Consider the following 24047-nt stretch of genomic DNA (forward strand, 5'->3'; position numbering starts at 1 on the left):
GGCGGTAAGCGTCCGTTTGGCCAAACGGATAATTGCGCTCACGAGCTGAGCTCCCAAAGGACGGCGGCTGCAATTTATCGCTCCTTAAACCTATTATTTGTAAGGTGAATATACAAGAAACAAACGGGTTTTGTTCGCTAAATGAAAGCGCTAAAATTATGAGTGTTAGTATCGGATCGGCTTAAAATCCATGGTGGCATGACTTTACTGCATCAACAATTAGATGAACTGGAGGGGGATCGCGATGTCTACGAAGGTAGAAAGAATGATAGAAGCAAGCGGCGAAACGATCCTGAAGGCAGCCGGCATTAAACGAGTCTTTGGCAGAGGCAATACCGCCGTCACCGCGCTGGCGGACATTCATCTGACCATACCGGCCGGGTCTATGGTGGCACTCAAAGGCCGGTCGGGTTCCGGCAAGACGACCCTGCTGAATATTCTCAGCACGCTTGACGAGCCGACGGAGGGCCAAGTGTTCCTTCGGGGACGGGAGATTAGCAGACTTTCCGGCGCGCAGCGCAGCGCGCTGCGGCGCAAGGAGATTGGCCTGGTGTTCCAGTCGTTCGGCCTGATACCGTTAATGTCTGCTTACGAGAACGTGGAGTTCGGGCTGCGTATTGCAGGTACCCCTGTCAATGGCAACCGTGAGGCCGCGGAGCGTGCACTGGAGCGCGTCGGCATGCGGGAGAGGATGAAGCACCGGCCGACGGAGCTGTCTGGCGGCGAACAGCAGCGCGTGGCGATCGCCCGTGCGATTGCACACGAGCCCTCGCTGCTGATCGCGGACGAGCCTACTGCGGAGCTGGACAGCAAGATGGGACTGCAGGTCATCCGCGTATTCCGTGATCTTGTGAATAGGTCAGGCATGACGATCGTTCTGACGACGCACGACCCGGGCATTATGGAGCTTGCCGATTACGTTATCGCATTGGAGGATGGAAAAATTGTATCGCAAACGACTCATGAAACACCCGTTGTTTAGTCTGATTCCCCGCGCCAAGCACGTGGCCGTAATGCTCGCCGCAACGCTGGCGCTTACGGGCTGCTCGCTGCTCCCCATGGAGGAGGCGTCGCTTCAGCCGCCGCTTGTCCAGCCGGCCGAGGAAGAATTAGACATCGTGGACGCAGCCAAAGGAAACATTCAGACGTTTCTCAAAGGAACGGCGAATTTCGTGTCCTCCAGCATGGATACGCTCTCTTTCAAGGAATCCGGCGGGCGGTTGAAATCCATCAACGTGGCGGTCGGCCAAGAAGTGAAAGCCGGCGTCCTGATCGCCCAGTTGGAGACGGGTGACCTGGAACTTCAGATCCGCCTGCAGAGGCTGAGCGTGGAGCGCGCCCGTCTGCAGTATGAACAGGCTCGGGCTTCCGGCGCGAACGCAACCGATCTGCGCCTGCGGGAGATCGACTTGGAACGGGAATCGCTGATGCTGGATTCCATGGAGAAGCGACTCGACCAATCACAGCTGTACGCTCCGATTGCAGGGATCGTAACCTTCGCCGAATCACTGAATGCAGGCGACTTTATCAACGCTTACCAATCCATCGTAACCATCGCGGATCCGTCCAAAATGCAGCTGACTTATGCAGCGGCAAATTCGAAGGACCTGCTACCGGTAGAAGCGGGCATGCCCGTCAGCCTGAAGTATAAGGGTAAGGACTATAAAGGGAAAGTGCTGCAATCTCCTTCTAACGTGCCCCTCGGCGCTGACGATGCGAAGGCCGAACGCAATTCGGTGACCATCATTATCGGCATGAACGATAAGCCTGAGGGGGTACAGATTGGCCATAGCGCGGAGCTCAATATCGAGCTGCAGAAGCGCGAGAACGTCATCTTGCTTCCGCGATCAGCGATCCGCTCCTATATGGGCCGCAGCTACGTGCAGGTCGCGGAGGGCGATCGGCGCAAGGAGGTCGACGTTGAGTTGGGATTAACGACACCGACCGAAGTGGAGATCGTCCGCGGGCTGGAGGAAGGCGAGAAGGTCATCCTGAACAATTAAACGCAGGGCGTAAACGGCTGATGCCGTATTTTGAGGGCTCAGCCTACGTTTCAAGGTGAATTCTAAGCGCAAATAAAATTGGAACTTTATTAATTGTTAGAATCGAACAATAATGCCCGGACTGACCGGGCGCAAGAATGGGGTATACGTATGGCCTTATGGACGATGATTCTCCGCAAAATGGCAAATAACAAATGGCTGCAGCTGAATCTGTGGTTTGGCCTTACCGTATGCGTGGCCCTGTTCAGCTCTATGCCGCTTTATTCCGAAGCCATTCTGCAGCAGACATTGTTGAAAGAACTCCAGCAGGTGCAGAGTCAAAGCGCCGTTTACCCGGGCTTCGTCCGGGTTAGTACGACCGTTTCTTCATCAAAAATGGATAAAGAGACTTCTGAGGCGCTTGTACGGGCTGACCGTTTCGTGCAGACGATCCCGGACAGGGCGGGACTTGCGGCGATGTCATTCTACCAGCAGCGTTTCACGCAAAAAATGAAGGTGTACGGTGCCGACGCCTCGGATCAAGAGAAGCAGTCGCAAAAAACGGCAGGCAGCTTTAAATCCCTGTCCGGTATGGAGAAGCGGTTGCGGCTGATAGACGGACGGATGCCGGTTGACCGAACGGACGGCGTTTTCGAAGCGCTTGTAACCCAGAAATTTCTGTTTGCAACGAAGCGCGGTCTCGGAGAAGAGCTGGTGGCGGAATCACCTGAAGGGGACCGGAGCCGCTTTCGCGTCATTCCGGTCGGCATCATCGAGACGGATCCTGCCGGCGACCCCTATTTGCCGTATTTGACAACGGAGGCCGAAGACGGATTTATTATCCCGTTCGAGCAGTTCGAGCGCGAATTTACGAAAGGTGGCAAGGCGAGGTTAACCGACTTGGAATGGCGCTTCGCCCTTAATTATGAACAGATGAATGTCGACAATATCGACCAATTCATCGAAGCCAGCACGGATATCCGGCGCTATTTCCGAGGACGGCTCGGAGTTGAAGAGATTAATATCCCGGCAATTGAGACGGTCGGATCTTATCGGGGGAAACAAGCGAAGCTCGACGTAATGATGCTGTCCCTTTACTCCCCCGTCATGCTGATGCTGGCCTTCTATTTGTATATGGCTGCCAATCTCATCATCGAACGGCAAAAGACGGAAATTTCCGTTCTCCGCAGCCGTGGAGCCAGCCGATTGCAGATCATGATGGCCTACGCGCTGGAGAGCCTGTTCCTTGGTTTGAGCGCACTGGCCGTGGGACCTTTCCTCGGCGTTTCGTTCACGAAGGTGCTGGGCGCCTCGAGCGGTTTCCTGGAGTTCGTCCAGCGATCGGCGCTTGAAGTCAGCCTGACCAGCACCGCCTATAAGATCGCGGCGATTGCTGTGGGCGTGGCGATTGTGCTTATTCTGATTCCGGCTTTCCTGGCGACAAGGACAAGCATTGTGGGTCACAAGCAGCAAATGGCACGCCTGACCAGGATGTCGTTCTGGCATAAGACAGGTCTCGATGTCATACTCGTCAGTCTAGCGGTCTATCTGCTGTACAATTTCAACAAACGGCAGGAGGATTTGAAGCGGCTGGCACTCGATTCTGACGCCATGCAGCTTGATCCGCTGCTGTTCCTAATGCCTGCATTATTTGCGCTCGGAGGCGGTCTGCTGGTGCTGCGCGTGTACCCGTGGTTTATCCGTCTCATCTACTGGGCAGGCCGCAGATGGTGGTCGCCGGCGCTATACAATACGCTGGTTCAAATCAGCCGATCGTCCGGTCAGTATTTGACCATTAAGGTGTTTCTGATCATGACGGTGGCGACCGGCCTCTTCAGCGCGAATGCGGCCAGGACGATCAACGACAATATGGAGAGTAAGATCCAGTACGCCGTCGGCGCCGACATGGCGTTGACCATGCGGTGGAAGAGCGACGCGCCTCCTCCGATGTCATCAGGCTCTACGCAGCAGCCGCAAACCGAAACGGGCATCGCGGAAACGAGGCGGATCCAGTATACCGAGCCGCCGTTTCAGCCAATCCAGGAGCTGGAGGGGGTAGAAGCGGTCGCTAGAGTGTTCAAGAAGGAAGCGGTCAGGTTCAGTGCAGGCAGCAGCGGCACGACCGGAAAGACCGTGCTATTCGGCATCGATACGTTGGATTTCGGCAAGACGGCCTGGATGAAGAACGGGCTGCTTGAATATCCCATCAACAGCTATCTGAATCTGATAGCGCCGAATCCGAAGGCGGTACTGATCTCAAGGTCGCTCGCCGATGCGGCAGCGATCAAGCCGGGCGATCCGATCCGTGTCTCCTGGGATGGACTCGACCAGGCACAGTTCACTGTTTACGGGATTATCGACTACTGGCCGGGCTGGAATCCGCTTCCGTCAAGCGTAGATGCGAAAGACGGGCAGGCTGCAGAGTCTCATCTGATCGTCGGACATCTGGGCACGATCCAGAACCGGCTTGCGGTCGAGCCCTATGAGGTTTGGCTTAAGCTGAATGAAGGCGTATCCAGCCAGGTGATCTATGACCAACTTGCTGAGAAAAAAGTGCAGGTTGCCGGCCTTCGCGATGCGATACAGGAGCTGATCTTGTCAAAGAATGATCCTTTCAGGCTGGCAATCAACGGCGTCATGACGCTGGGCTTTGTGATCTCCATGCTGATCAGCTTCTTCGGCTTCTTGCTGTTCTGGGTGCTGACCCTATCGGGAAGGACGCTCCAATACGGGGTGCTGAGGGCCATGGGTATTCCATTCCGGCAGATTATTGGCATGCTAGTCAGCGAACAATTGTTCACCTCGGGTGCGGCGGTCATCATCGGCGTGTTTATCGGAAACTTGATCAGCGAAATGTTTATTCCCCTGTTCGAAATGTCTTTCTCGACCGCCGAGCAGGTGCCTCCGTTCGAGATCACATATCAGCTCAGCGATTACGTACAGCTTTACAGCATCGTCGGGGTCATGCTAACGATCGGCCTGCTGATTCTCGGCTACCGCCTGTCGAGGACCCGGATTGCCCAAGCGCTGAAGCTGGGAGAGGAGTAACCTATGATTCAATGTGAAGGACTCGTCAAAATTTATAAAACGGCGGATCTTGAGGTCGTCGCCCTGCAAGGGCTCGATATGAAGATCGAAGACGGCGAGCTGATGGCCATCATCGGCAATTCCGGCAGCGGCAAGTCAACGCTTCTCAATATGTTGGGCGGATTGGACAAGCCGTCAGCCGGAAAACTGCTTGTGGACGGAAAGGATCTGCTGACGTTTGGCGAGAAGGACCTGGTGAAGTACAAGCGGGATACGGTCGGTTTCGTATGGCAGAACAATGCGCGAAACCTGATTCCGTACCTGACCGCAAGGGAAAATGTCGAGCTGCCGATGCTGCTGTGCGGCAAACACCGCCGTGCACGGGCGATCGAGCTTCTCGAAGCAGTTGGACTTGGCCACCGAATGATGAATCGGCTGAGCGAGCTATCCGGCGGGGAACAGCAGCGGGTGGCGATTGCCATCGCCCTCGCGAACGAACCGAGGCTGCTTTTAGCCGATGAACCGACAGGCTCACTGGACACGAAAACGTCCAATCAGGTGCTGGATCTGTTCCGCACGCTGAATCGGACGATCGGCATTACGATTGTCATCGTGACACATGATCCGCTGCTGGCACGCAAGGTGGATCGAGTCGTTCAAATCCGTGACGGCAAGACGTCGGCGGAGATGATTCGCCGGGTATCGTATGCGGAAGAAATTGCGCTGCTGGACGCAGAGAGCGCCCGGCACGGGACAGAGAGCCATATTGAGTATGCCGTTGTCGATAAGGCGGGCCGGTTGCAGATTCCGGCCGGCTATCTCGACCTGGAGGGCTTCAAGGACAGTAACAAAGTGCGCGTGGAGATGGAGGACGGCCGCATCATTCTTTATCCGCCGGAGGCCAGGAAGACGGGCTGAACGATACAAGAACAAACTAAAAAGCCGCTTGCTTTGACAAACAAAGCAAGCGGCTTTCTTTTCTGATGATTAAAGGATTCCACGATCAAATGAGCTTATGCCGATATCGCAATCCATTACGGGTCATGCCGTAATCGAGATCATCTTTCTGTACTCGTTAGCGCTTACACCAGTGTACGACTTGAATTTTTTGTAGAACCAATCCATTTCTGTGTATCCGACTTCGTTAGCGATTTTATAAACTTTCATGTCAGTATGTTCGAGTAAGGATTTGGCTTTCTCCATGCGCTGTTGCAGCAGGTATTCGTTAAAGGTCATGTTCTCGTGGTATTTGAATTTTTGTCCCAGGTAAGAGCAGTTGAAGTGCAAAATATTGGATATTTCTTTCAAGGTAATGTTCTGATGCAACGTTTCTCCCACGTATTCCTTCACTTTATCGATAATGTTGCCCTGCGGGGAAGAATCATTTTCGGATAAGGACAAAGAATGCTCGTTATCATTCGTTGATAGGGCGGAGTCGAGCTCCCGCTTCAAATTTTGCATGCTTGCCGTTAACTCATCGATTGACAAGGGATCGGGCAAATAATCGCTGACTTGATAGTACATCGCCTTTCTTGCGAGCTGGAAGTCATTGCCCCCGCCAATGAGCATTATCGGCAAGCGGCTTTTGCTGCGGATCTGGTCGCACAGCTCCAGCCCCTCTGCGTGAGCGCCTTTCATATTGATCGCGATAAGCGAGAAACAATGCTGGGCGAATAAAGTCATGGCGGCTGCGGAAGCGTCGGCATAACCCTCCAAGGCAAACCCCATGCTGTTCCAATCAAGCGTATGTAGTGACTTATCTCCCGAATGATCATTCAGATCGACAAACAGTACCTTATACACAATGTTTACCTCCCATTGTATTCGCGGCACGCCTGACTCCCTCATGCCTGCAAAAGATTACGCTTTCATTATGTAAAATACACGAATGATTAACAATGTGCTTTTCTTTATATCGTTAGCCGTTGTTTACTACTTGTCTTTCCTTGCGGTTTTGGATTCGAAACGACAGCTCTCGACCTATAATTTGACGGGTGGAATATCTCGTTTTCGACAGGTTGTTGCTACAAAATGTAAGCGCTACACTTTTAATGTGTTCACAAATCTTAAGGGGGATTAAGTATGCAGATTCGCAAAATGATGGTTCTGTTATGCGCAATGGTTCTGGTTCTCGCAGCATGCAACAGCGGTTCCAACAGCGGCAACAACACCGGTAACAACAAGGGAACCAACGCCGGCGCGAACAGCGTCGCGACCGAGACGCCTGACAATGCGGCGGAGAACAATGCGGAAGAAGTGAACAGTACGCCGGAGATGGATTTCGATCTGGGCGGCAAGACGATCAAAATCGTTTCGTGGTGGGATATGACGATTCCGGAAGACAATCCCGACAACATTCAACGTAAGAAAAACCTGGATGCGTTAATGGAGAAGCATAACTTCAAAGTGGAATATGTCGCTATCGATTACGGCGAGTACCAGCAGAAAGTCACCGCATCCTTGTTGGCGGGCGAGCCGATTGGCGATATCGTCCGATTGGGCAAAACGTACACGGTTCCAACGCTTGTGAAACAAGATCTGTTGTGGCCAATCGACGAGTACACGAAGAACCCTAGGGCATTCAATCAGAAGGTCACGAATGAATATTACACGTATGAGGGCAAAGGTTACGGCTTTAGCGAGGGTCAGGCTAATCTGGTTCAGGGCATATTCTACAACCGTACGCTTATGAATCAGCTAGGCGCGAAAGCACTGCAAGAGTATGTGAACGAAGACAACTGGAATTGGGAAACGTTCATTCAAGTTGCCAAAGAGGCCAATAAAGATACGAATAACGATGGCAAGCTGGATACATGGGGTCTCGCGAATTCTTCGCTTATGGACCAGGCTCTGTATTCCAACAATACAGGACTCACCAAAGGAGACAAGCAAAATCTAGAGGATCCCGCGACGCTTGATGCGCTTAATTTCGTTTCCCGCTTGGCTACGGAGCAAATAGCGAGACCGACGGAAGGCGGCGATTGGACGGAGCCGGGTCAGTTCTTCCGTCAAGGCAATACGCTTATGTATGCAGGCGCTTTGTGGGAGCTAAGCGGCTTCCAGACGGATATGCCTGATTATGAGCTCGGTTTCATTCCGTTTCCGAAGGGACCGAATGCTACGACCTATCATTCCGCGGAAGCGCTCTTCCAAGCTTTGACGATTCCGAAATCGATCAAGAATCCCGAGCAGCTCTTGTATATCTGGGAAAAGATTAACGATATCGATTCCATGTATGATTATCCGGATCAAGGCTGGTATGAGACGTTGTTTAAAAATGAGGATGACATCAACAACGCCAAAATGGTTGCGCCGAATATGATCGTCCTCGACCACAATACGTTCCCGAATCTGAAGTTTTATGATTTCGTCGGCGAACTGAATAGCGGGGTTTCGGTATCCACAGTCGTCGAAAAGTATAAATCGGCATTCCAAGCGGCGATTGACGAAGTATTTGGCTCGTAACCATTAATAGCGATTGCCTTGCAGTCCCCATTTAGAAATTTTCTATAATGGGGACTGTTATTGGATTGAATACTTCATGCTGCAGGAGGGGAGAAAAATTGAACATCAGAAAGAAGAAGTATGTAATCGTCATCCTTGTTCTTGCCGTATTTGTATTGTCCATTTGGGCTTTTTACCCTTCAAATCAGACAAATAACGGGCAGGTTCGGGCCATGGTTGATTTTGAAGCGGAATCGGCTGGAGCAGAAGGTTATGACGAATATATAAATTCCCACTCGACAGCGAAGCGGCCTGAAGGGGTGATTCGAATCGAGGGGGAGAATTATGCCGAAACCGTCGGGGACGGTTTTGAAGTCGCAGAGAAGCTGCATGGTTTGGAAGGGAAAGCGGTAATTACACCGGAGACGGGATCTATTGATTGGGATGTTCAAATGGATCAGCCTGGTTTGTACAACGTTAGAATTCATTATTATCCGATCGAGGGAAAGAGCTCTGCCATTGAAAGACAATTTGCTATTAATCAGGAAGTCCCCTTTAAGGGCGCTGATATTATTTTGTTTGACCGGGTATGGGGAGATCGGAATGAAGAGATCAAGAGAGACGACAGAGGAAACGACCTGCGTCCGAGACAGGTTGAGAAGCCTGAATGGCAAATCACCGCGCTCACCGACAGATACGGTTATTATGATGAGCCTTATTCCTTCTATTTCGACAAAGGCATGCAAAGGCTTTCCTTGACGGCGTTAAGAGAGCCCATGGCGATTGATTATATTGAGCTATACCAAGATCAGGAGTTGAAGACTTACGAAGAGCTGAAGAGCGAGTATACAGCCGGAGGCATAAAGCCTGTCAAGGATCAATATATCCTCATCCAAGCGGAGGACGCAGAGTTCAAGTCTTCCCCGACCTTATATCCGATGTCCGACAGGTCTAGTCCAACGGTTATTCCATATGACGTTTCAAAAATCAGAATCAACACCATCGGAGGACTGAACTGGAAGCTGCCCGGGCAGTGGATCGAGTGGGAATTCGAGGTAGAAGAGGACGGTTTGTATCAAATTGCGTTAAAACAAAAGCAGGACCAGCTTCGCGGCGTCTACGCCACGCGGAGTCTTATGATCGACGGAAAATATCCGTTTGAGGAGATGAAGCGAATTCGCTTTAACTTTGAAAGGGATTGGCAGATGAATGTGCTGGGCGGCGATGAGCCCTACTCGTACCATTTGACCAAAGGCACGCATCGTATTCGAATGATGGTCTCCCTTGGCGATATCGCGCCTTTGCTTCAGACGATCGAGTCGAGCGTGCTGCAGTTGAATGAGATGTACCGGAAAATCTTAATGATTACGTCGAATAAGCCTGATCCGTTTCGCGATTATCAATTGGAGAAGCGGATTCCTGATATGGTAGAAGTTTTCACGGAACAAGCCGAAACGATTCAAAGCGTAGCGGACTATCTCGAGCAAGCGACAGGTGAACGAAGCGACAAGGTAGCCGTCCTTCATTCGATGGTTCGCCAACTGAAGGATTTGGCGGCATATCCTGAAACGGTTGCCAAGCGATTGGATGCATACAAGGTCAATGTCGGCGGTCTGGGAACGTGGATCCTGACCGTGCGGGAGCAGCCGCTTTCGCTTGATTATCTTGTTGTCTCTTCGCCAGGCCGCGAACTTCCGAGAGCGGAAGCCACATTGCTGGAAGAGGTAGGACATGAGCTCGGAGCCTATGCGGCCTCTTATACAGAAGATTATGACAACATCGGAAATACCGAAGAGAAAAATCGTGCGGTCACGGTGTGGATTACCACCGGTCGCGATCAGGCGCAAGTATTGAAGGGACTGATTGACGATTCCTTTACGCCGGATACGGATATTTCCGTTCAGCTGAAGCTCGTTCCGGGCAACATCCTTCTGCCGGCTACGCTTGCCGGCGAGGGGCCGGACGTGGCCATGCAGATCGGCGAAGATGTTCCGGTGAACTATGCGATGAGGGGCGCTGCGGCCGACTTGTCGCGCTTTGCGGATTACGATGAAGTCGCTTCAAGGTTCCGCGACAGCGGACTTACGCCTTACAAATACGATGATGGAGTATTTGCCCTCCCGGAGCAGCAGACATTCCCGATGTTGTTCTATCGCAAAGATATCCTCAAGGAGCTGAATTTGACTCCGCCGAAAACCTGGCAGGATATCTATAACATGATTTCGGTTCTTCAGAAGCACAACATGGAGTTTTATTTGCCGCTTGAGGCCACGAATGCGAGTTTGGTTCCGAATGCGACATTCTCTATGCTGCTTTACCAGAACGGCGGCGAATTTTATCGTGGTGACGATAAGAAGAGCGCACTCGATTCCGAAATTTCGATGAGCGCATTTAAAAAATGGACGCAATTTTATACAAGCTATAAGTTCCCGCTGCAAGCGGACTTCCCGAACCGGTTCAGAACGGGCGAGATGCCGATAGGCATTGCGGACTATACGACGTACAACATGCTGACGGTCATGGCTCCGGAGATCAAAGGCCTATGGGACTTCACGGTTGTTCCGGGCACGAAGCTTGCGGACGGCACGATTAACAATGAAGTAGCCAGCCACACAACCGGCGTCATGATGCTGGAAAATTCGGATGATAAAGAGTCGTCTTGGCAATTTATGAAATGGTGGACGGACAAGGAAACCCAAATTGCTTACGGACGTGAAATGGAAGGTCTTATGGGCGAGGCGGCTCGGTATCCGACGGCCAATATTGAGGCGCTTGAAGAGCTGCCTTGGCCGGTCAAGGATTACAACAACTTAGAGAGCCAGTGGCAGTGGGTCAGAGGCATTCCGCAGGTTCCGGGCGGTTACTTTACGGGCAGGCATTTGGACAATGCCTTCAGGAAAGTAGTTAATGCCAATGAGAATCCCCGCGAAGCCTTTTCGGATTATATCCTCTATATTAACGATGAAATTGAGATTAAGCGGAAAGAATTTAATTTACCGCATTAGTTAGGGGGAGGAAGCCGGGTGCAAGCAGAAACAACCGCTCAAGCCATGAAGGGCTCCATTCGTCCGAATAAGAGATCCAAGTTGGCTTATGTCGTGAATGAGTTGAAACGAAACAAGCATTACTACCTATTGATGAGTCCTTACATGATTATTTTTTTCTTATTTACCGTTATTCCGGTAGTTTTCTCGCTCTGCTTAAGTTTCTTCTATTTTAATATGCTTGAATTTCCGCGTTTTGTGGGCTGGCAAAACTATTCTAGGCTGTTTCTAAACGATGATGTTTTTATGATCGCCTTGAAGAACACGTTTATGTTCGCGGTCATTACCGGTCCTATCAGCTATATCGCCTGCTTCCTGTTTGCATGGATCATCAACGAGCTTTCGCCCAAGGTGCGCGCATTCATGACGTTGATTTTTTATGCGCCGGCGATTTCAGGAAATGTGTTCTTTATTTGGCTGATCGTGTTTTCCGGCGACAGCTACGGCTATTTGAACGGTTTCCTGATGAAGATCGGGTTTATATTGGAACCGATTCAATGGCTGCTGGACGAGAAATATATTTTGACCATTGTCATGATCGTTCAGCTTTGGCTCAGTCTGGGAACCAGCTTCTTAGCCTTTATCGCCGGTCTGCAAACGATCGATAGAACGCTGGTTGAAGCAGGGGCGGTAGACGGAATTAAGAACCGCTGGCAGGAGCTTTGGTTCATTACGCTGCCTTCCATGAGGCCGCAGCTTCTGTTCGGCGCGGTCATGCAGATTACCGGTTCGTTTGCCGTTGCTGACATATCGATCGCGCTTGCGGGATTTCCAAGCGTCAATTACGCGGCGCATACCGTCGTAACGCATCTGATGGATTATGGCACAATCCGTTTCGAGATGGGCTACGCGTCCGCGATCGCGACGGTTCTCTTCGGGCTTATGATCGGGACCAACATGCTGACGCAAAAAATGTTGAGAAAGATAGGTGAGTGACGACATGAAAATGATGGCGGCCTTTCGAACGCCCAAAAAGCTCAATCGCTCCTTTACCGTCAGCTTTTTGCTGTTCGTTCTCCTTGCCTTATTCGGGTCCTTTATGGCTCTGCCGTTAATTTATGCGGTGAACAATGCCTTTAAACCGCTTGACGAATTGTTCATTTTCCCGCCGCGGTTTTTCGTGAACAATCCGACATTGGATAACTTTTATGATCTGCTGTCCTTGATGGGGAATTCGTGGGTGCCGCTATCGCGCTATATCGCCAATACGCTGCTGATTACGGTTGTCGGCACCGTGGGTCATATCTTATTGGCATCCGCTGCGGCTTATCCGCTAGCCAAATACCGATTCATGGGATCAAAAACGCTTTTTTCCATCGTCGTGCTGTCCTTGATGTTTTCTCCGCATGTAACGGCCATTCCCAACTATATGGTGATGTCCTGGCTGGGATGGATCAATACGCATGCGTCTATCATTGTGCCGTCATTGGCTTTCCCGTTAGGGCTTTTCCTGATGAAGCAATTTATGGAACAAATTCCGGATGCCCTGCTGGAAGCGGCCAAAATAGACGGAGCTAATGAGTACCGGATTTACTGGAGTATCGTTATGCCCAATGTGAAGCCTGCATGGCTAACGCTCATGATTTTGCAATTTCCGATGCTGTGGGGAACCGATGGAGGCAGCTTTATCTACAGTGAGAATCTAAAGACGCTTCACTTTGCATTGGGGCAGATTACGCTTGGGGGAATTGCCAGAGCAGGGGTTGGAGCGGCAGTCGCGCTGCTCTTGATGATTGTTCCGATTTCGCTCTTTATTATTTCCCAGAGCAGCGTCATTCAGACGATGGCGACTTCCGGGATGAAGGATTAGAAGGGAGCCGTGCACGATGTTTAAAAGCATACAAAAAGTGAGAGCACACCTCCTTATTACGCTTTGTTGTTTACTGGGCGTTAGCATGGGAGGAGCGCTCGTCCAGGCTGAAGACGGAGCCGCCGCTTCCTATAATTACTCATTCTGGGGAGATACCGTTGCCTCGCCCGCCGCTTACCAGGCGACAACTTTATTGAGCGGGTTAGGCCTCGGAGTGGGGCCGTTCAAAGATCCGAGCGATCTTTACGTCACGCCGGACAAACAAATCTATGTGCTGGATTCCGGCAATAACCGGATTGTCATTCTGGATGAGAAATTCAAGCCGGTAGCCACGATCGATTCCTTTGAAAGGGACGGGCAAGCCGACAATTTTCAGAATCCGCAAGGCCTCTTCGTAACGGATCAGAAGCATGTGCTTGTTGCCGATACGGGTCATAATCGCATCGTTCATCTCGATTCGAATTTTAAGCTGGTGAAGGTTGTCGAAGCGCCGGAATCCGAGCTGCTGCAAGCTAATTTTCAGTTCCAACCCGTCCGGGTCATTATGGACAAGGCGCAGCGGACCTATGTGATGGCGACCGGCGTATTTGATGGCTTCATGGAATTTAATGCGGACGGGGCGTTCACTTCATTTATCGGCGCTAACCGCGTTTATGTCGATCCGGTTGAATACTTCTGGAAGCGGATGTCGACAAAGGCGCAGCGGAGCCAGATGGTTATGTTTACGCCGACGGAATTTACGAACCTGGATATGGATAACGAAGGGTTCATTTATGCAACCAATGGGGATCTTTGGGGAGACAATATCAAAAAGCTGAATGCGCAGGGCAACGATATATTGCGCAGAACCGGGTATTACAATCCGCAAGGCGATATTCGTTATTCGAGCGATATCGGCCCCTCTAGACTTGTGGATATCGATGTCGCGGACAGCGAGATGTATTCCGTTCTCGATGCCAAGCGGGGCCGGGTTTTCACCTACAGCGGCGACGGGCATTTTATGTACGTTTTCGGGGGGATAGGCAACCAATTGGGCGAATTCAATACGCCGGTGGCGATTGAACGGATCGGAGACGATTTCCTCATTTTGGATAAGGCGCTCGGCGAGATTACGGTATTCCAAACGACGGAGTACGGCCGGACGCTCAACGAAGCTGTTAGAAGCTATTACAGAGGCGAGGAAGAGAAAGCCTATCAATTGTTCAATCAGACGATCAACATGAATGCGAACCTTGAATTCGCTTATGCCGGCATCGGCAAGTCGCTTCTAAGGCAAGGCGATTACGAAGAGGCGATGAAGCATTTTAAACGGAGCATGGATCAAAAGAATTATTCGAAGGCTTTCCTGCTCTTCCGGAAACAAGTAATGAGAGAGCATTTCGCGACGATCATGACCGTTATCGTCTTGCTTGCAGCCGGTGCACTAGCGGTACGAAAGTATCGGAAAACGTCGGGAAGAAAGAGGGGTGTCTCTATTGAGTAAAGAGTGGATTAAATATCCGTTAAATCTCATCGTCCATCCTTTTAACGGCTACTGGGACCTGAAATATGATCGCAGTCAGAAGCTCAATTTAATCATTGCATTTGCGGTTGTGTTCCTGCTGGCCGTTACCAATATTTTAAGCAGCCAATACAGCGGTTTCCTCGTTCATTTATTCAATCCGAACGAGATGAACAGCTTCATGGAAATCATGTACGTGGTTGTGCCGGTATTATTCTGGTGCGTGGCCAATTGGTCGCTCACAACCTTGCTGGACGGGGAAGGGAAGTTTGTCGAAATCTTTACCTCAACTTGTTTTGCCTTGATTCCGCTGGTCGTTATTAACTTCCCGTGGATCTGGCTAAGCAACGTCATTTCGCTGCAAGAAACGACATTTTATTATTTTTCGAATAGCGTTGCGGTTATTTGGTTTATTTATCTATTATTTGTCGCGAATATGACGGTGCATCAATTTACGCCGTCCAAAACGATCGGGATCATCATTCTGACGGTCGTAGCGATGGGCTTTATGGCTTTTATCGGTTTACTGTTCTTCAGCTTGGTCCAACAGATCATCGCCTTCATATCCGTTATCTATCAAGAATTGGTTATGAGGAACTAAGGAAGGAGGAGGAGAGATGAACAAAGCTGCAAGGTACGTACTGCTTACCTCATGTTTATTGGTAGGGCTGCTCGTTGCCGGCTGCTCGGATGGGGGCACGGTTAATCAGGCGGAGGATAGCGCACAGCTTGCCGAGGCATTTACGCAAGGAAAGGCTCTGAGCGTTTCCTTCACGGATGCCCGCGTGGCCGGTATGAAAGGGATAGCTGAAAATGATTTATTGAAATTGTTTGTGGACGATAAGACAGGCGCTGTTGCGGTCATTCATAAGCAAAGCGGCGAAATATGGCACAGCAATCCGCCTGAACGCGAATCGGATCCGTTAGCTGCAGGGGTTAACAAGGGAGTATTGTCTTCTCAATTGAAAATCGATTTCTATAATTTGTTCGGACAGCTGAGCGCAGTCAATTCCTTTTCGGACAGCGTGGTTTACAAGCAGATCAAATTCGAAGAAATTCCAAGCGGCGTAAGGGTGTCGTATCAGTTCGGAACGAGCAAAAAAACGATGGACGACATGCCTATGAAGATGAGCAAAGCCCGTTTTGAAGAAAAAGTGTTAAGTAAATTGGATAATACGGGGAAGCGGGCATTGAAGATCGCCTATACCGAAAACAAAGAAAATTCGGTATATGAAAGAAACGACGGTGCGCTGAAAGGACTTCAGCTTGACAGGGCGCTCAAGGCGTTCGAGGATGCGGGTTATACGGAGGAGGATCTGGTAGCGGACATCGCGGAGAACCATCTGGATCAGACGAAGCCGGAGCCGCGGATTTTCCTTGCATCGATTGAATATGTCCTGGATGGGGATAGTCTCGTCGCCAAAGTTCCGGTTTCGAGCATCCAATATCCGGAGGAATACCCGGTGAACACGATTTCGCTCCTGAGCTTCTTTGGCGCAGGGGGGCCGGAGTCGAAGGGCTCCATCCTTGTTCCGGACGGGGCAGGGGCGCTGATCCATTTTAACAACGGCAAAACTAATTATCCAGCCTACCAGCAGCAAATATACGGAGCGGACCAGACGATGGATACGACCGAAAATGCGGTTAGAACGCAAGAGGCCAGGCTGCCGGTATTCGGAATGATCCGCGAGGGCGGCGCTTTTCTCGGCATTATTGAAGAAGGCGAGTCCGTTGCGACCATTAATGCCGATATCAGCGGCAGGCTGAACAGCTATAACTACGTCTATCCAAGCTTCTCTGTTCTGAACAAGGGCGATTTAAACCTGGATGCGAATGGACAGCAGCGCTCGCTGCCAAAGTTTCAAGAAAATCCGGTAATGAGCGACCTGACGGTCCGATATGCGTTTCTTGACGGCAAAGATGCTTCTTATCAAGGAATGGCTGCGTACTACCAGCAATATTTGATGCAGAACAACGGTCTCCCTCATCTGGAGGCGGCTGACGGAAAGGAAGATATCCCTTTTTATCTGCAGCTGATCGGAAGCATATCCAAAAAGAAGCATATCGCAGGAATTCCGTATCAAGCGCTGGAGCCGCTTACGACATTCGAACAAGCGCAGAGCATTGTTTCACAGATGCAGCAGCGTGACATTCACGAAATCAAGCTCAAGTACTCCGGCTGGTTTAACAAAGGCCTGGATCACGAGGTTCCGGATAATATCTCGGTCGACCGGGCGATCGGCGGGAGCAAAGGCTTGAAGGATTTTGTATCGTTTGCCAAGGACCAGGGAATTTCATTCTATCCGGACGTCGCGATTCTAACTGCCCATTCAGGGTCAGGATTCAATGAGACGAAGGAAGCTTCCAGAACGCTAAGAGGAGTTCCGGCAGCGCTTTATCCGCTCGACACGGCGCTAAACCGACGCGACCGGGACCGGTCGCCGTCCTATGTTGTTTCGCCGAAGATGGTTGGAAAATTCACGGATGCCATGCTGAAGGATTTCGGCGGCTTTAAGACCGGAGGCATTTCGCTGCGGGATTTGGCGGACCAATTGAACAGCGATTACCGCGAGAACAATCAAGTTGATCGGGCAGAGTCTGAGGGGATATCCGTCCAATCGCTGAACAAGGTCCGTGAAGCGGATCTCACGATGATGGCCGACGGCGGAAATGCCTATGCGCTTCCTTATCTGAGCGACATCACAAATGCGCCTATGTCGAACAGTAAATTTAAAATCGAGGATGAAGAGATTCCTTTTTATCAAATGGTCGTTCGCGGATTTATCGATTATACGGGAGCGCCATTTAATCTTTCTACCTTCACCGATGTAAAGCAATACGTGCTCAAATGCCTGGAATACGGTGCGGGCGTTTACTTTGAGTGGATCTATGAGCCGAATCATAAGGTGAAAGATACGGAATATAACGATCTGTACGCCGTTAATTACGAGCTGTGGATCGACCAGGCCGCCGAGATTTATCAGGAGGTAAACGGGGTTCTGAAAAATGTCCGGAATGAGCGGATCACCGGGCATGAGAAGCTGAGTGAAGGCGTGTTCAAAACGGTCTATGAGAATGGCGCTTATGTCATTGTGAATTATAACCGTTCACAAGTAACGGCGGGCGGCAGGACGGTCGAAGCCGAGAGCTATATTACGGGTGGTGGACAATCATGAAATCCTTAACGAAGCTCGGCATGAAACAAAGGACGTATGCGGAGCAGAAAGCGCTCTGGGGCTTTGTCTACGTCTTGCCTTGGCTGCTTGGATTTGTATTTTTCTTCTTTATTCCTTTGCTGTCATCCTTGCGTTACAGCTTCAGCACGATCAAGGCCAATGCGGAAGGCATCACGATCACGTTTTCCGGTTGGAAGAATTACGTAGAAGCCTTGACCGTCAATGCTACCTTTAATCGGATTCTGACGGAAGCGATCGTAAATATGGTGGTAAACGTACCGCTGATCGTTATATTCAGCTTGTTCCTCGCGGTATTGCTGAACCAGAAGTTTTTTGGCCGATCTGTGGCCAGGTCCATCTTTTTCTTGCCGGTCATCCTGGCCTCGGGGATTATTATGACCCTTGAGAGCACCAGCTTGATCCAAGCCGTCAATGAGCAAAATGCGGGCTCGGGCGGCGTTATGAATGCTTTAGGAAGCTTCGAACTTGCCAAAATGATGCTTCAAGCCGGCGTAAGCGAGACGATAGTAAACTATCTTACGGGTGCGGTAGACCGGATCTACCAAATCGTCAGTCAGTCGGGCGTTCAGATTCTGATTTTCCTTGCCGGGATTCAGACGATATCCCCTCAGCTGTACGAAGCTTCAAAGATCGAGGGAGCTACCGGCTATGAAGCTTTCTGGAAAATTACCTTTCCGATGGTCAGCCCGCTTATTCTGGTCAACATGATTTACACGATTATTGATTCGTTCTCGCGTAATGCGTTAACGGACTTGATTCGTGATACGGGCTTTGTCAAATTCAACTTTGGCCTCAGCTCGGCGATGGCCTGGATTTATTTTCTGGCGATTGCCGTCATTTTATTGATCAGCTCTTATTTTATATCCAAAAAAGTCTTCTACCACGAATAGAAAGAAGGTGTGTGAGATGCCCGTTTCTCGATTGTTTTCGTTAGAAAGCTGGAAGCGCTGGCTTTGGACATTCATTCGGTTAACGCTGATCGCAGGGTTATCGTTCGTTATCTTGTACCCGATCCTTCAGAAAATCTCGACAGCGATTAAGGACAAAACGGATCTCTATTCGCCGATCGTCGTATGGATTCCCAAGCACTATACGTTGGACAATTTCTTGAACGCGATAAGGATCATGGACTACTGGGAGACGCTGCTCAATACCTTTACGCTTTCGGCGACGACCACGGTTCTGACCGCGATTTCCTGCGCGCTCGCCGGATACGGGTTTGCCCGCCTGAAATTCAAAGGAAGCAATTTGCTCTTTGCTGGCGTCATTTTGACCATACTCGTACCGCCAACAACCATACTCATTCCGATTTATTTAAATCTGAAGGATTTCACCTTAATGGGGCTTATTCCTTTGCTTGCCGGGAAATCAGTTAATCTTCTCAACTCCTATTGGCCATTTATTCTGACGTCGCTTACAGCGAATTCGCTCAAAGCGGGATTGTATATTTTTATCTTCCGGCAATTTTTCAGGGGGATTCCCAAAGAAGTCGAGGAAGCGGCGTACATCGACGGCGCCGGGGTAGGGTCAACGTTTACGCGGATCATGCTGCCTAATGCGGTGCCGGCCATCATTACCACTACGCTCTTCTCGTTTGTATGGCAGTGGAACGACAGTTTCTTTACGACGACGTATTTAACCTCGAGTAAAGTCATGTCAACGCAATTATCGTCATTGCCGTACAATTTGGCGATTCAGCTTCAAGGCGGCGATGCGTCAAAGGCAGATCCGTTCTATATGAGCATGGTGCAGGATACGGGGATTCTGCTCGCGATTTTACCGCTCATTATTATTTATTTGTTCGTTCAGCGCTATTTTGTCGAAAGTATCGAGCGAACAGGCATAGTAGGCTAGCTTTTACCAGTATAGGGGAAGCGCCTTGCGGAGCTGAAACTTCCGCAAGGCTGTTCCCTTTTATGGTATCCATTGAAATTATCCATAGGAAGGTGGTTTCCGGCTTGTCCAGACCACTAATTAAACGAAGAAACGCCTTGTTAGTTATCTTGTTAGCCGCCGCAATTGTCGTTGCCTTGCTGCTGCTGAACAGGTTTGATCCAAGCGAGACGGAAGCAATAAGTACAAGCGAAAGCCTGACGGATCAGCAGGTGGATGGCCCAAAGGCGGAAGAGGCCGTGATCCCGATTGAACAAACCTCAGCTCCGGAGGAAGAAAAGGAGGGAGCGCTTCCGGAGCCGTCAGTCCAGACAGATATTCCGTCGCTCACGGAAACGTATGCTGAGTATTTCCCGATCGGAGCGGCCATCGAACCGTTGCAGACAACAGGACTCAAATCAGAGCTGCTCAAGAAGCACGTGAATTGGCTGGTCGCGGAGAACGTGATGAAGCCGGATGCCATGCAACCTTCAGAAGGCAGCTTCACTTGGGAAAATGCAGACCGGATCGTCGAATTCGCGAAGAAGAGCGGCATGGAAGTTCGATTCCACACACTTGTGTGGCATAGCCAAGTCGGAGCTTGGTTTTTTAAGGATGCCGATAGCAAACCGATGGTCGAAGAGACGGATCCGGGAAAGCGCGAAACGAACAAGAAATTGCTGCTTGAACGGCTCGATACGCATGTTCGAACCATTGTCGGACGGTATAAGGACGATATCCAATCATGGGACGTTGTAAACGAGGTCATTGAGCCGGGGGACCCGGGCGGCATGCGGGCCAGCGACTGGTACAAGATTACAGGTACCGATTACATCGAGACGGCCTTCCGCGCGGCGCGCGAAGCGGGCGGAGCGGACGCAAAGCTGTACATTAACGACTATGGAACGGACAATCCGGTGAAACGCGACAGGTTGTATGAATTGGTGAAGGAAATGCTGGACAAAGGGGTGCCGATCGACGGCGTCGGTCATCAGACGCATATCGGCATACACGGGCCAACGGTCGATTCCATTATCGATTCCATGCAGAAATTCAGCGTGCTCGGCCTTGACAATCTAGTTACCGAGCTCGATATGAGTATCTACGCTTGGAACGATCGCAGAGATTTCGAAGCGGATATTCCGGATGACGTGCTGAAGATGCAAGCAGATCGGTACCATGAGCTGTTCGAGGCGTTCAAGGCGAACAAGGACATTCTCAGCGGCGTCGTATTCTGGGGCATCGCGGATGATCATACGTGGCTGAGCTCGTTCCCGGTAAAGCGCACCGAGGCGCCGTTTCTATTCGATAAGCAGCTTCAGGCGAAGCCGGCGTTCTGGGCGGTCGTGGATCCTTCGAAGCTGCCGTAAGGCGGGGAGCTCTTCACCGCTGCGCGAACAAGGAGCCAAAGCGGAGTATTTCGAGTGTCTTCGGATCGTTGCTTAGTTGTAGATTAAGAAAGGGAGAATGATGTCCATGTCCAAGCAGGATATGCTTCCGGAGCATCTCCGGAAGCAGTTGACAGGCAATCTGTTGTTTAGTTTCAAGACAGACCTGCTGCCTGACGGCCGGTTCGGTGAGCAATGGATCGCCGTTACCAGCCGCGACATCATGATTATGCAGATGGAAGGTCCGACAGTCATGCAGCTATCGGCTGCGGAGCTTAAGGATGCGAGAGCCGTTGGCGCAGTAGGAGGCGGCACACTGGTAGCCGACATGCAAAGCGGACCGGTAGTCATTGCCCGCTATACCGCTGAGCTGACATCGGTAGCCGGCTTTGCCGCAAAGCTCTTAAGCGCGATTGCAAAGGGAGAGGAGCTTCCGGCCGTTTCGGAGCGCGATTTACCGCGTTATTGCCCGACCTGCGCCAATCCGCTCGGCGAAGGCACGCAGGTTTGCCAGCTTTGCTTGAACAACGGCAAGCTGGCCTCCCGGATGCTGGGATACGCAAAGCCCTATAAGCTTCAAATGGCAGCGGCCGGCTGTTTGCTTATTCTGACCACCTTGGTCGAGCTGCTGCCGCCGTTTCTGACGAAAATCATCATCGACGATGTGCTGCAGCCCAAAAATATGGGCTCAGCCTTGTTTACCGTTGTTTCAGGCCTCGGTCTTACCATGCTGCTTCTTACTGTTATGCAGACGGTGCGCGGGTATATCGGCATATGGGTCGGCTCCAAGCTAATGGGTGATGTCCGCAAGGATGTTTATGCGTCGCTCATGAGGCTTTCGCTGGCTTTCTTCGACCGCAGGCAGACCTCTCAATTTATAGGCCGCGTTAATAATGATGCAGAGTCGATGCGTCAATTCATGACGGACGGCGTCATTTTCGTCTGCGGAGAATCGCTTCGTGTCGTCATCATTTTTATCATCATGATGAGCCTGGATTGGAGGCTGTCACTGTTCGCGCTGCTGCCTGTTCCGGTTATGGTTGCGGCGTCCGTCACCATCTGGCCAAAAATCGGACGCCGCCTATACCAGCAGTGGCGATCGATCTTTCGCTTGAATATGCTGGTCGGCGATTCACTGCAGGGTATTCGGGTGGTGAAGGCATTTGGCCGTGAACGCGAGGAGTTGTCCCGCTATACCGAGGCGAACGCGGAAGTCGTGAAGAACAATGTCAAGACAGAAGGACTTTGGCAGTTTATATTTCCTGCCTTTAACCTTATTGCGGGAATAGGCACGCTTCTGATCTGGTATTACGGAGGAAGCAAGGTGTTGAACGACGAGCTGCAGCTAGGGGTGCTTATGGCGCTTGTCGCTTATCTTGGCATGTTATTCGGGCCTTTGCAGTGGGTCAGCCAGATGATTAACTGGGCCAGCAATGCGATGGCTGCCGCGCATCGGGTGTTTGAAATTATAGATACGCCGTCCGAAGTGCCCGATGTCCACAAGCCGGTGCGGCTCGGTACCATCAAGGGCGATGTCGTCTTCGAACAGGTCACTTATGGCTATGAGAAGCATCATCCAGTGCTTCGGAATATCAGCCTAAGTGTGAAAGCAGGCGAGATGATCGGCCTTGTCGGACATTCGGGAGCGGGAAAGTCGACGTTTATCAATTTGATATGCCGGTTTTATGACGCGGATGAAGGTTCCATCCTCATTGACGGTGTTTCAATCCACGATATCAGCCAATCCGATTTAAGAAAGCAGATCGGTGTTGTCCTTCAGGAAACGTTTCTCTTTGACGGCTCGATAGCGGAGAACATCGCGTATTCCAAGTCCGACGCGACACCTGAAGAAATTATGCGGGCAGCCAAGATTGCCAATGCGCATGATTTTATCGTCAGATTGCCGGACGGCTATGATACCCGGGTAGGCGAGCGTGGGCACAAGCTGTCCGGCGGGGAGCGGCAGCGGGTAGCCATCGCTCGCGCTATCATCCATGACCCCCGTATTCTTATTTTGGATGAGGCGACCGCTTCAGTCGACACCGAAACCGAGCGGCAGATTCAGGAGGCGATTTCCCGGCTAGTTCAGGGCCGTACGACCATTGCCATCGCCCATCGCTTATCCACGCTCCGCAACGCAGACCGTCTCGTCGTGCTGGAACGGGGTAAAATCGTCGAAGTCGGCTCTCACGAACAACTTCTTGAGAAAGAAAAGGGCGTCTACCGCAAGCTTGTTGACGCCCAGAAAGAGATGTCCAAAATAAAGGGGGTTGAGTGCTGATGGCGGATAGCTTTGCTATTCGGGTATTGTCAGAGGACGAAGCGAGCTTCAGCCGAGGCAAAGGCGGCGTGCTCCAGGGTGTCATTGACGGCAAGCCATATGATGAGCTTGTCGTCTACCGTACGTTCCCGTTTCAATACGACTCGCAGTATATCTCAATCCGTAATGCGAGCGGCGATGAGCTCGGAATCATCCGCGATATCGCGGAGCTTAATGAAAAAAGTGCCGCCGAGCTTACGAAGGAGCTTCAGTTCCGCTACTTCCTTCCGAGAGTAACGCGGGTGGAAAGCGTGAAATTCAAATCCGATCTGTGGCTGTGGGAGCTGCAGACACATCTTGGCCCCGCCCGAATGGCGATGCGAAATCTGCATGAGCATCTTCAGTATCCCGGCGGAGGCCGGATTATTCTGACCGATCTGAGCGGCAAACGCTGTGAAATTCCTGATTGGCACGCGCTTGACGCGCATAGCCGAAGATTGCTTGAAGAAGTGCTGTAAATGA

General features: G+C 51.0%; 17 protein-coding genes. 16 read left to right on the plus strand and 1 reads right to left on the minus strand.

Features of this window, described 5'->3' with window-relative positions:
- The first annotated feature begins 244 nt into the window (after positions 1-244).
- The 4 genes from AC1DLI_RS18625 (at position 245) to AC1DLI_RS18640 (ending at position 5927) form a co-directional block, all read left to right on the plus strand.
- Complete coding sequence (locus AC1DLI_RS18625) at positions 245-982, plus strand: ABC transporter ATP-binding protein (RefSeq protein WP_477605179.1); 738 nt, start codon at positions 245-247, stop codon at positions 980-982.
- Positions 936-2003 carry an efflux RND transporter periplasmic adaptor subunit gene (locus AC1DLI_RS18630; RefSeq protein WP_477605181.1) on the plus strand — a complete coding sequence of 356 codons (1068 nt, stop codon included), beginning with the start codon at positions 936-938 and terminating at the stop codon, positions 2001-2003. The genes AC1DLI_RS18625 and AC1DLI_RS18630 overlap by 47 nt, the downstream gene beginning before the upstream one ends.
- 150 nt (positions 2004-2153) lie before the next feature.
- Positions 2154-5030 (plus strand): ABC transporter permease, encoded by a 2877-nt coding sequence (locus tag AC1DLI_RS18635; RefSeq protein ID WP_477605183.1) that lies wholly within the window; start codon positions 2154-2156, stop codon positions 5028-5030.
- Between the two features lie 3 nt (positions 5031-5033).
- Complete coding sequence (locus tag AC1DLI_RS18640; RefSeq protein ID WP_477605185.1) at positions 5034-5927, plus strand: ABC transporter ATP-binding protein; 894 nt, start codon at positions 5034-5036, stop codon at positions 5925-5927.
- Between the two features lie 123 nt (positions 5928-6050).
- Here AC1DLI_RS18640 and AC1DLI_RS18645 read toward each other — a convergent pair whose 3' ends face one another.
- Positions 6051-6812: a response regulator transcription factor gene (locus tag AC1DLI_RS18645; RefSeq protein WP_477605187.1), complete on the minus strand. Its 762-nt coding sequence runs from the start codon at positions 6810-6812 to the stop codon at positions 6051-6053.
- Positions 6813-7091: 279 nt separating this feature from the next.
- On the opposite strand from AC1DLI_RS18645, the gene AC1DLI_RS18650 reads away from it, so the two are divergent.
- The 12 genes from AC1DLI_RS18650 to AC1DLI_RS18705 all read left to right on the plus strand — a co-directional run bounded on the left by AC1DLI_RS18650 (position 7092) and on the right by AC1DLI_RS18705 (position 24043).
- The gene (locus AC1DLI_RS18650; protein ID WP_477605189.1) at positions 7092-8474 is read left to right on the plus strand and encodes an ABC transporter substrate-binding protein; all 1383 of its coding nucleotides are present in this window, start codon (positions 7092-7094) and stop codon (positions 8472-8474) included.
- A gap of 98 nt (positions 8475-8572) precedes the next feature.
- On the plus strand, positions 8573-11458 hold the full coding sequence (locus AC1DLI_RS18655) for an extracellular solute-binding protein (protein WP_477605191.1): 2886 nt from the start codon (positions 8573-8575) through the stop codon (positions 11456-11458).
- A 45-nt stretch (positions 11459-11503) separates the two neighbouring features.
- Positions 11504-12433: a carbohydrate ABC transporter permease gene (locus tag AC1DLI_RS18660; protein ID WP_477605507.1), complete on the plus strand. Its 930-nt coding sequence runs from the start codon at positions 11504-11506 to the stop codon at positions 12431-12433.
- Positions 12434-12437: 4 nt separating this feature from the next.
- Entirely contained in the window at positions 12438-13307 is an 870-nt protein-coding gene (locus AC1DLI_RS18665) for a carbohydrate ABC transporter permease (RefSeq protein WP_364153391.1), read from the plus strand.
- Positions 13308-13323: 16 nt separating this feature from the next.
- Positions 13324-14790: a hypothetical protein gene (locus tag AC1DLI_RS18670; RefSeq protein WP_477605194.1), complete on the plus strand. Its 1467-nt coding sequence runs from the start codon at positions 13324-13326 to the stop codon at positions 14788-14790.
- Positions 14783-15409 carry a YIP1 family protein gene (locus AC1DLI_RS18675; RefSeq protein WP_477605196.1) on the plus strand — a complete coding sequence of 209 codons (627 nt, stop codon included), beginning with the start codon at positions 14783-14785 and terminating at the stop codon, positions 15407-15409. The genes AC1DLI_RS18670 and AC1DLI_RS18675 overlap by 8 nt, the downstream gene beginning before the upstream one ends.
- Positions 15410-15425: 16 nt before the next feature.
- Entirely contained in the window at positions 15426-17984 is a 2559-nt protein-coding gene (locus tag AC1DLI_RS18680; protein ID WP_477605198.1) for a DUF5696 domain-containing protein, read from the plus strand.
- Complete coding sequence (locus tag AC1DLI_RS18685) at positions 17981-18895, plus strand: carbohydrate ABC transporter permease (RefSeq protein ID WP_364153401.1); 915 nt, start codon at positions 17981-17983, stop codon at positions 18893-18895. The genes AC1DLI_RS18680 and AC1DLI_RS18685 overlap by 4 nt, the downstream gene beginning before the upstream one ends.
- 16 nt (positions 18896-18911) lie before the next feature.
- The gene (locus tag AC1DLI_RS18690; protein ID WP_477605200.1) at positions 18912-19859 is read left to right on the plus strand and encodes a carbohydrate ABC transporter permease; all 948 of its coding nucleotides are present in this window, start codon (positions 18912-18914) and stop codon (positions 19857-19859) included.
- A 104-nt stretch (positions 19860-19963) separates the two neighbouring features.
- Positions 19964-21247: an endo-1,4-beta-xylanase gene (locus AC1DLI_RS18695; RefSeq protein WP_477605202.1), complete on the plus strand. Its 1284-nt coding sequence runs from the start codon at positions 19964-19966 to the stop codon at positions 21245-21247.
- A 106-nt stretch (positions 21248-21353) separates the two neighbouring features.
- Positions 21354-23546 (plus strand): ABC transporter ATP-binding protein, encoded by a 2193-nt coding sequence (locus tag AC1DLI_RS18700; RefSeq protein WP_477605204.1) that lies wholly within the window; start codon positions 21354-21356, stop codon positions 23544-23546.
- Positions 23546-24043 (plus strand): DUF1854 domain-containing protein, encoded by a 498-nt coding sequence (locus AC1DLI_RS18705; protein WP_477605206.1) that lies wholly within the window; start codon positions 23546-23548, stop codon positions 24041-24043. The genes AC1DLI_RS18700 and AC1DLI_RS18705 overlap by 1 nt, the downstream gene beginning before the upstream one ends.
- Positions 24044-24047: the final 4 nt, after the last annotated feature.

The organism is Paenibacillus sp. 01T443 (genome assembly GCF_056398325.1).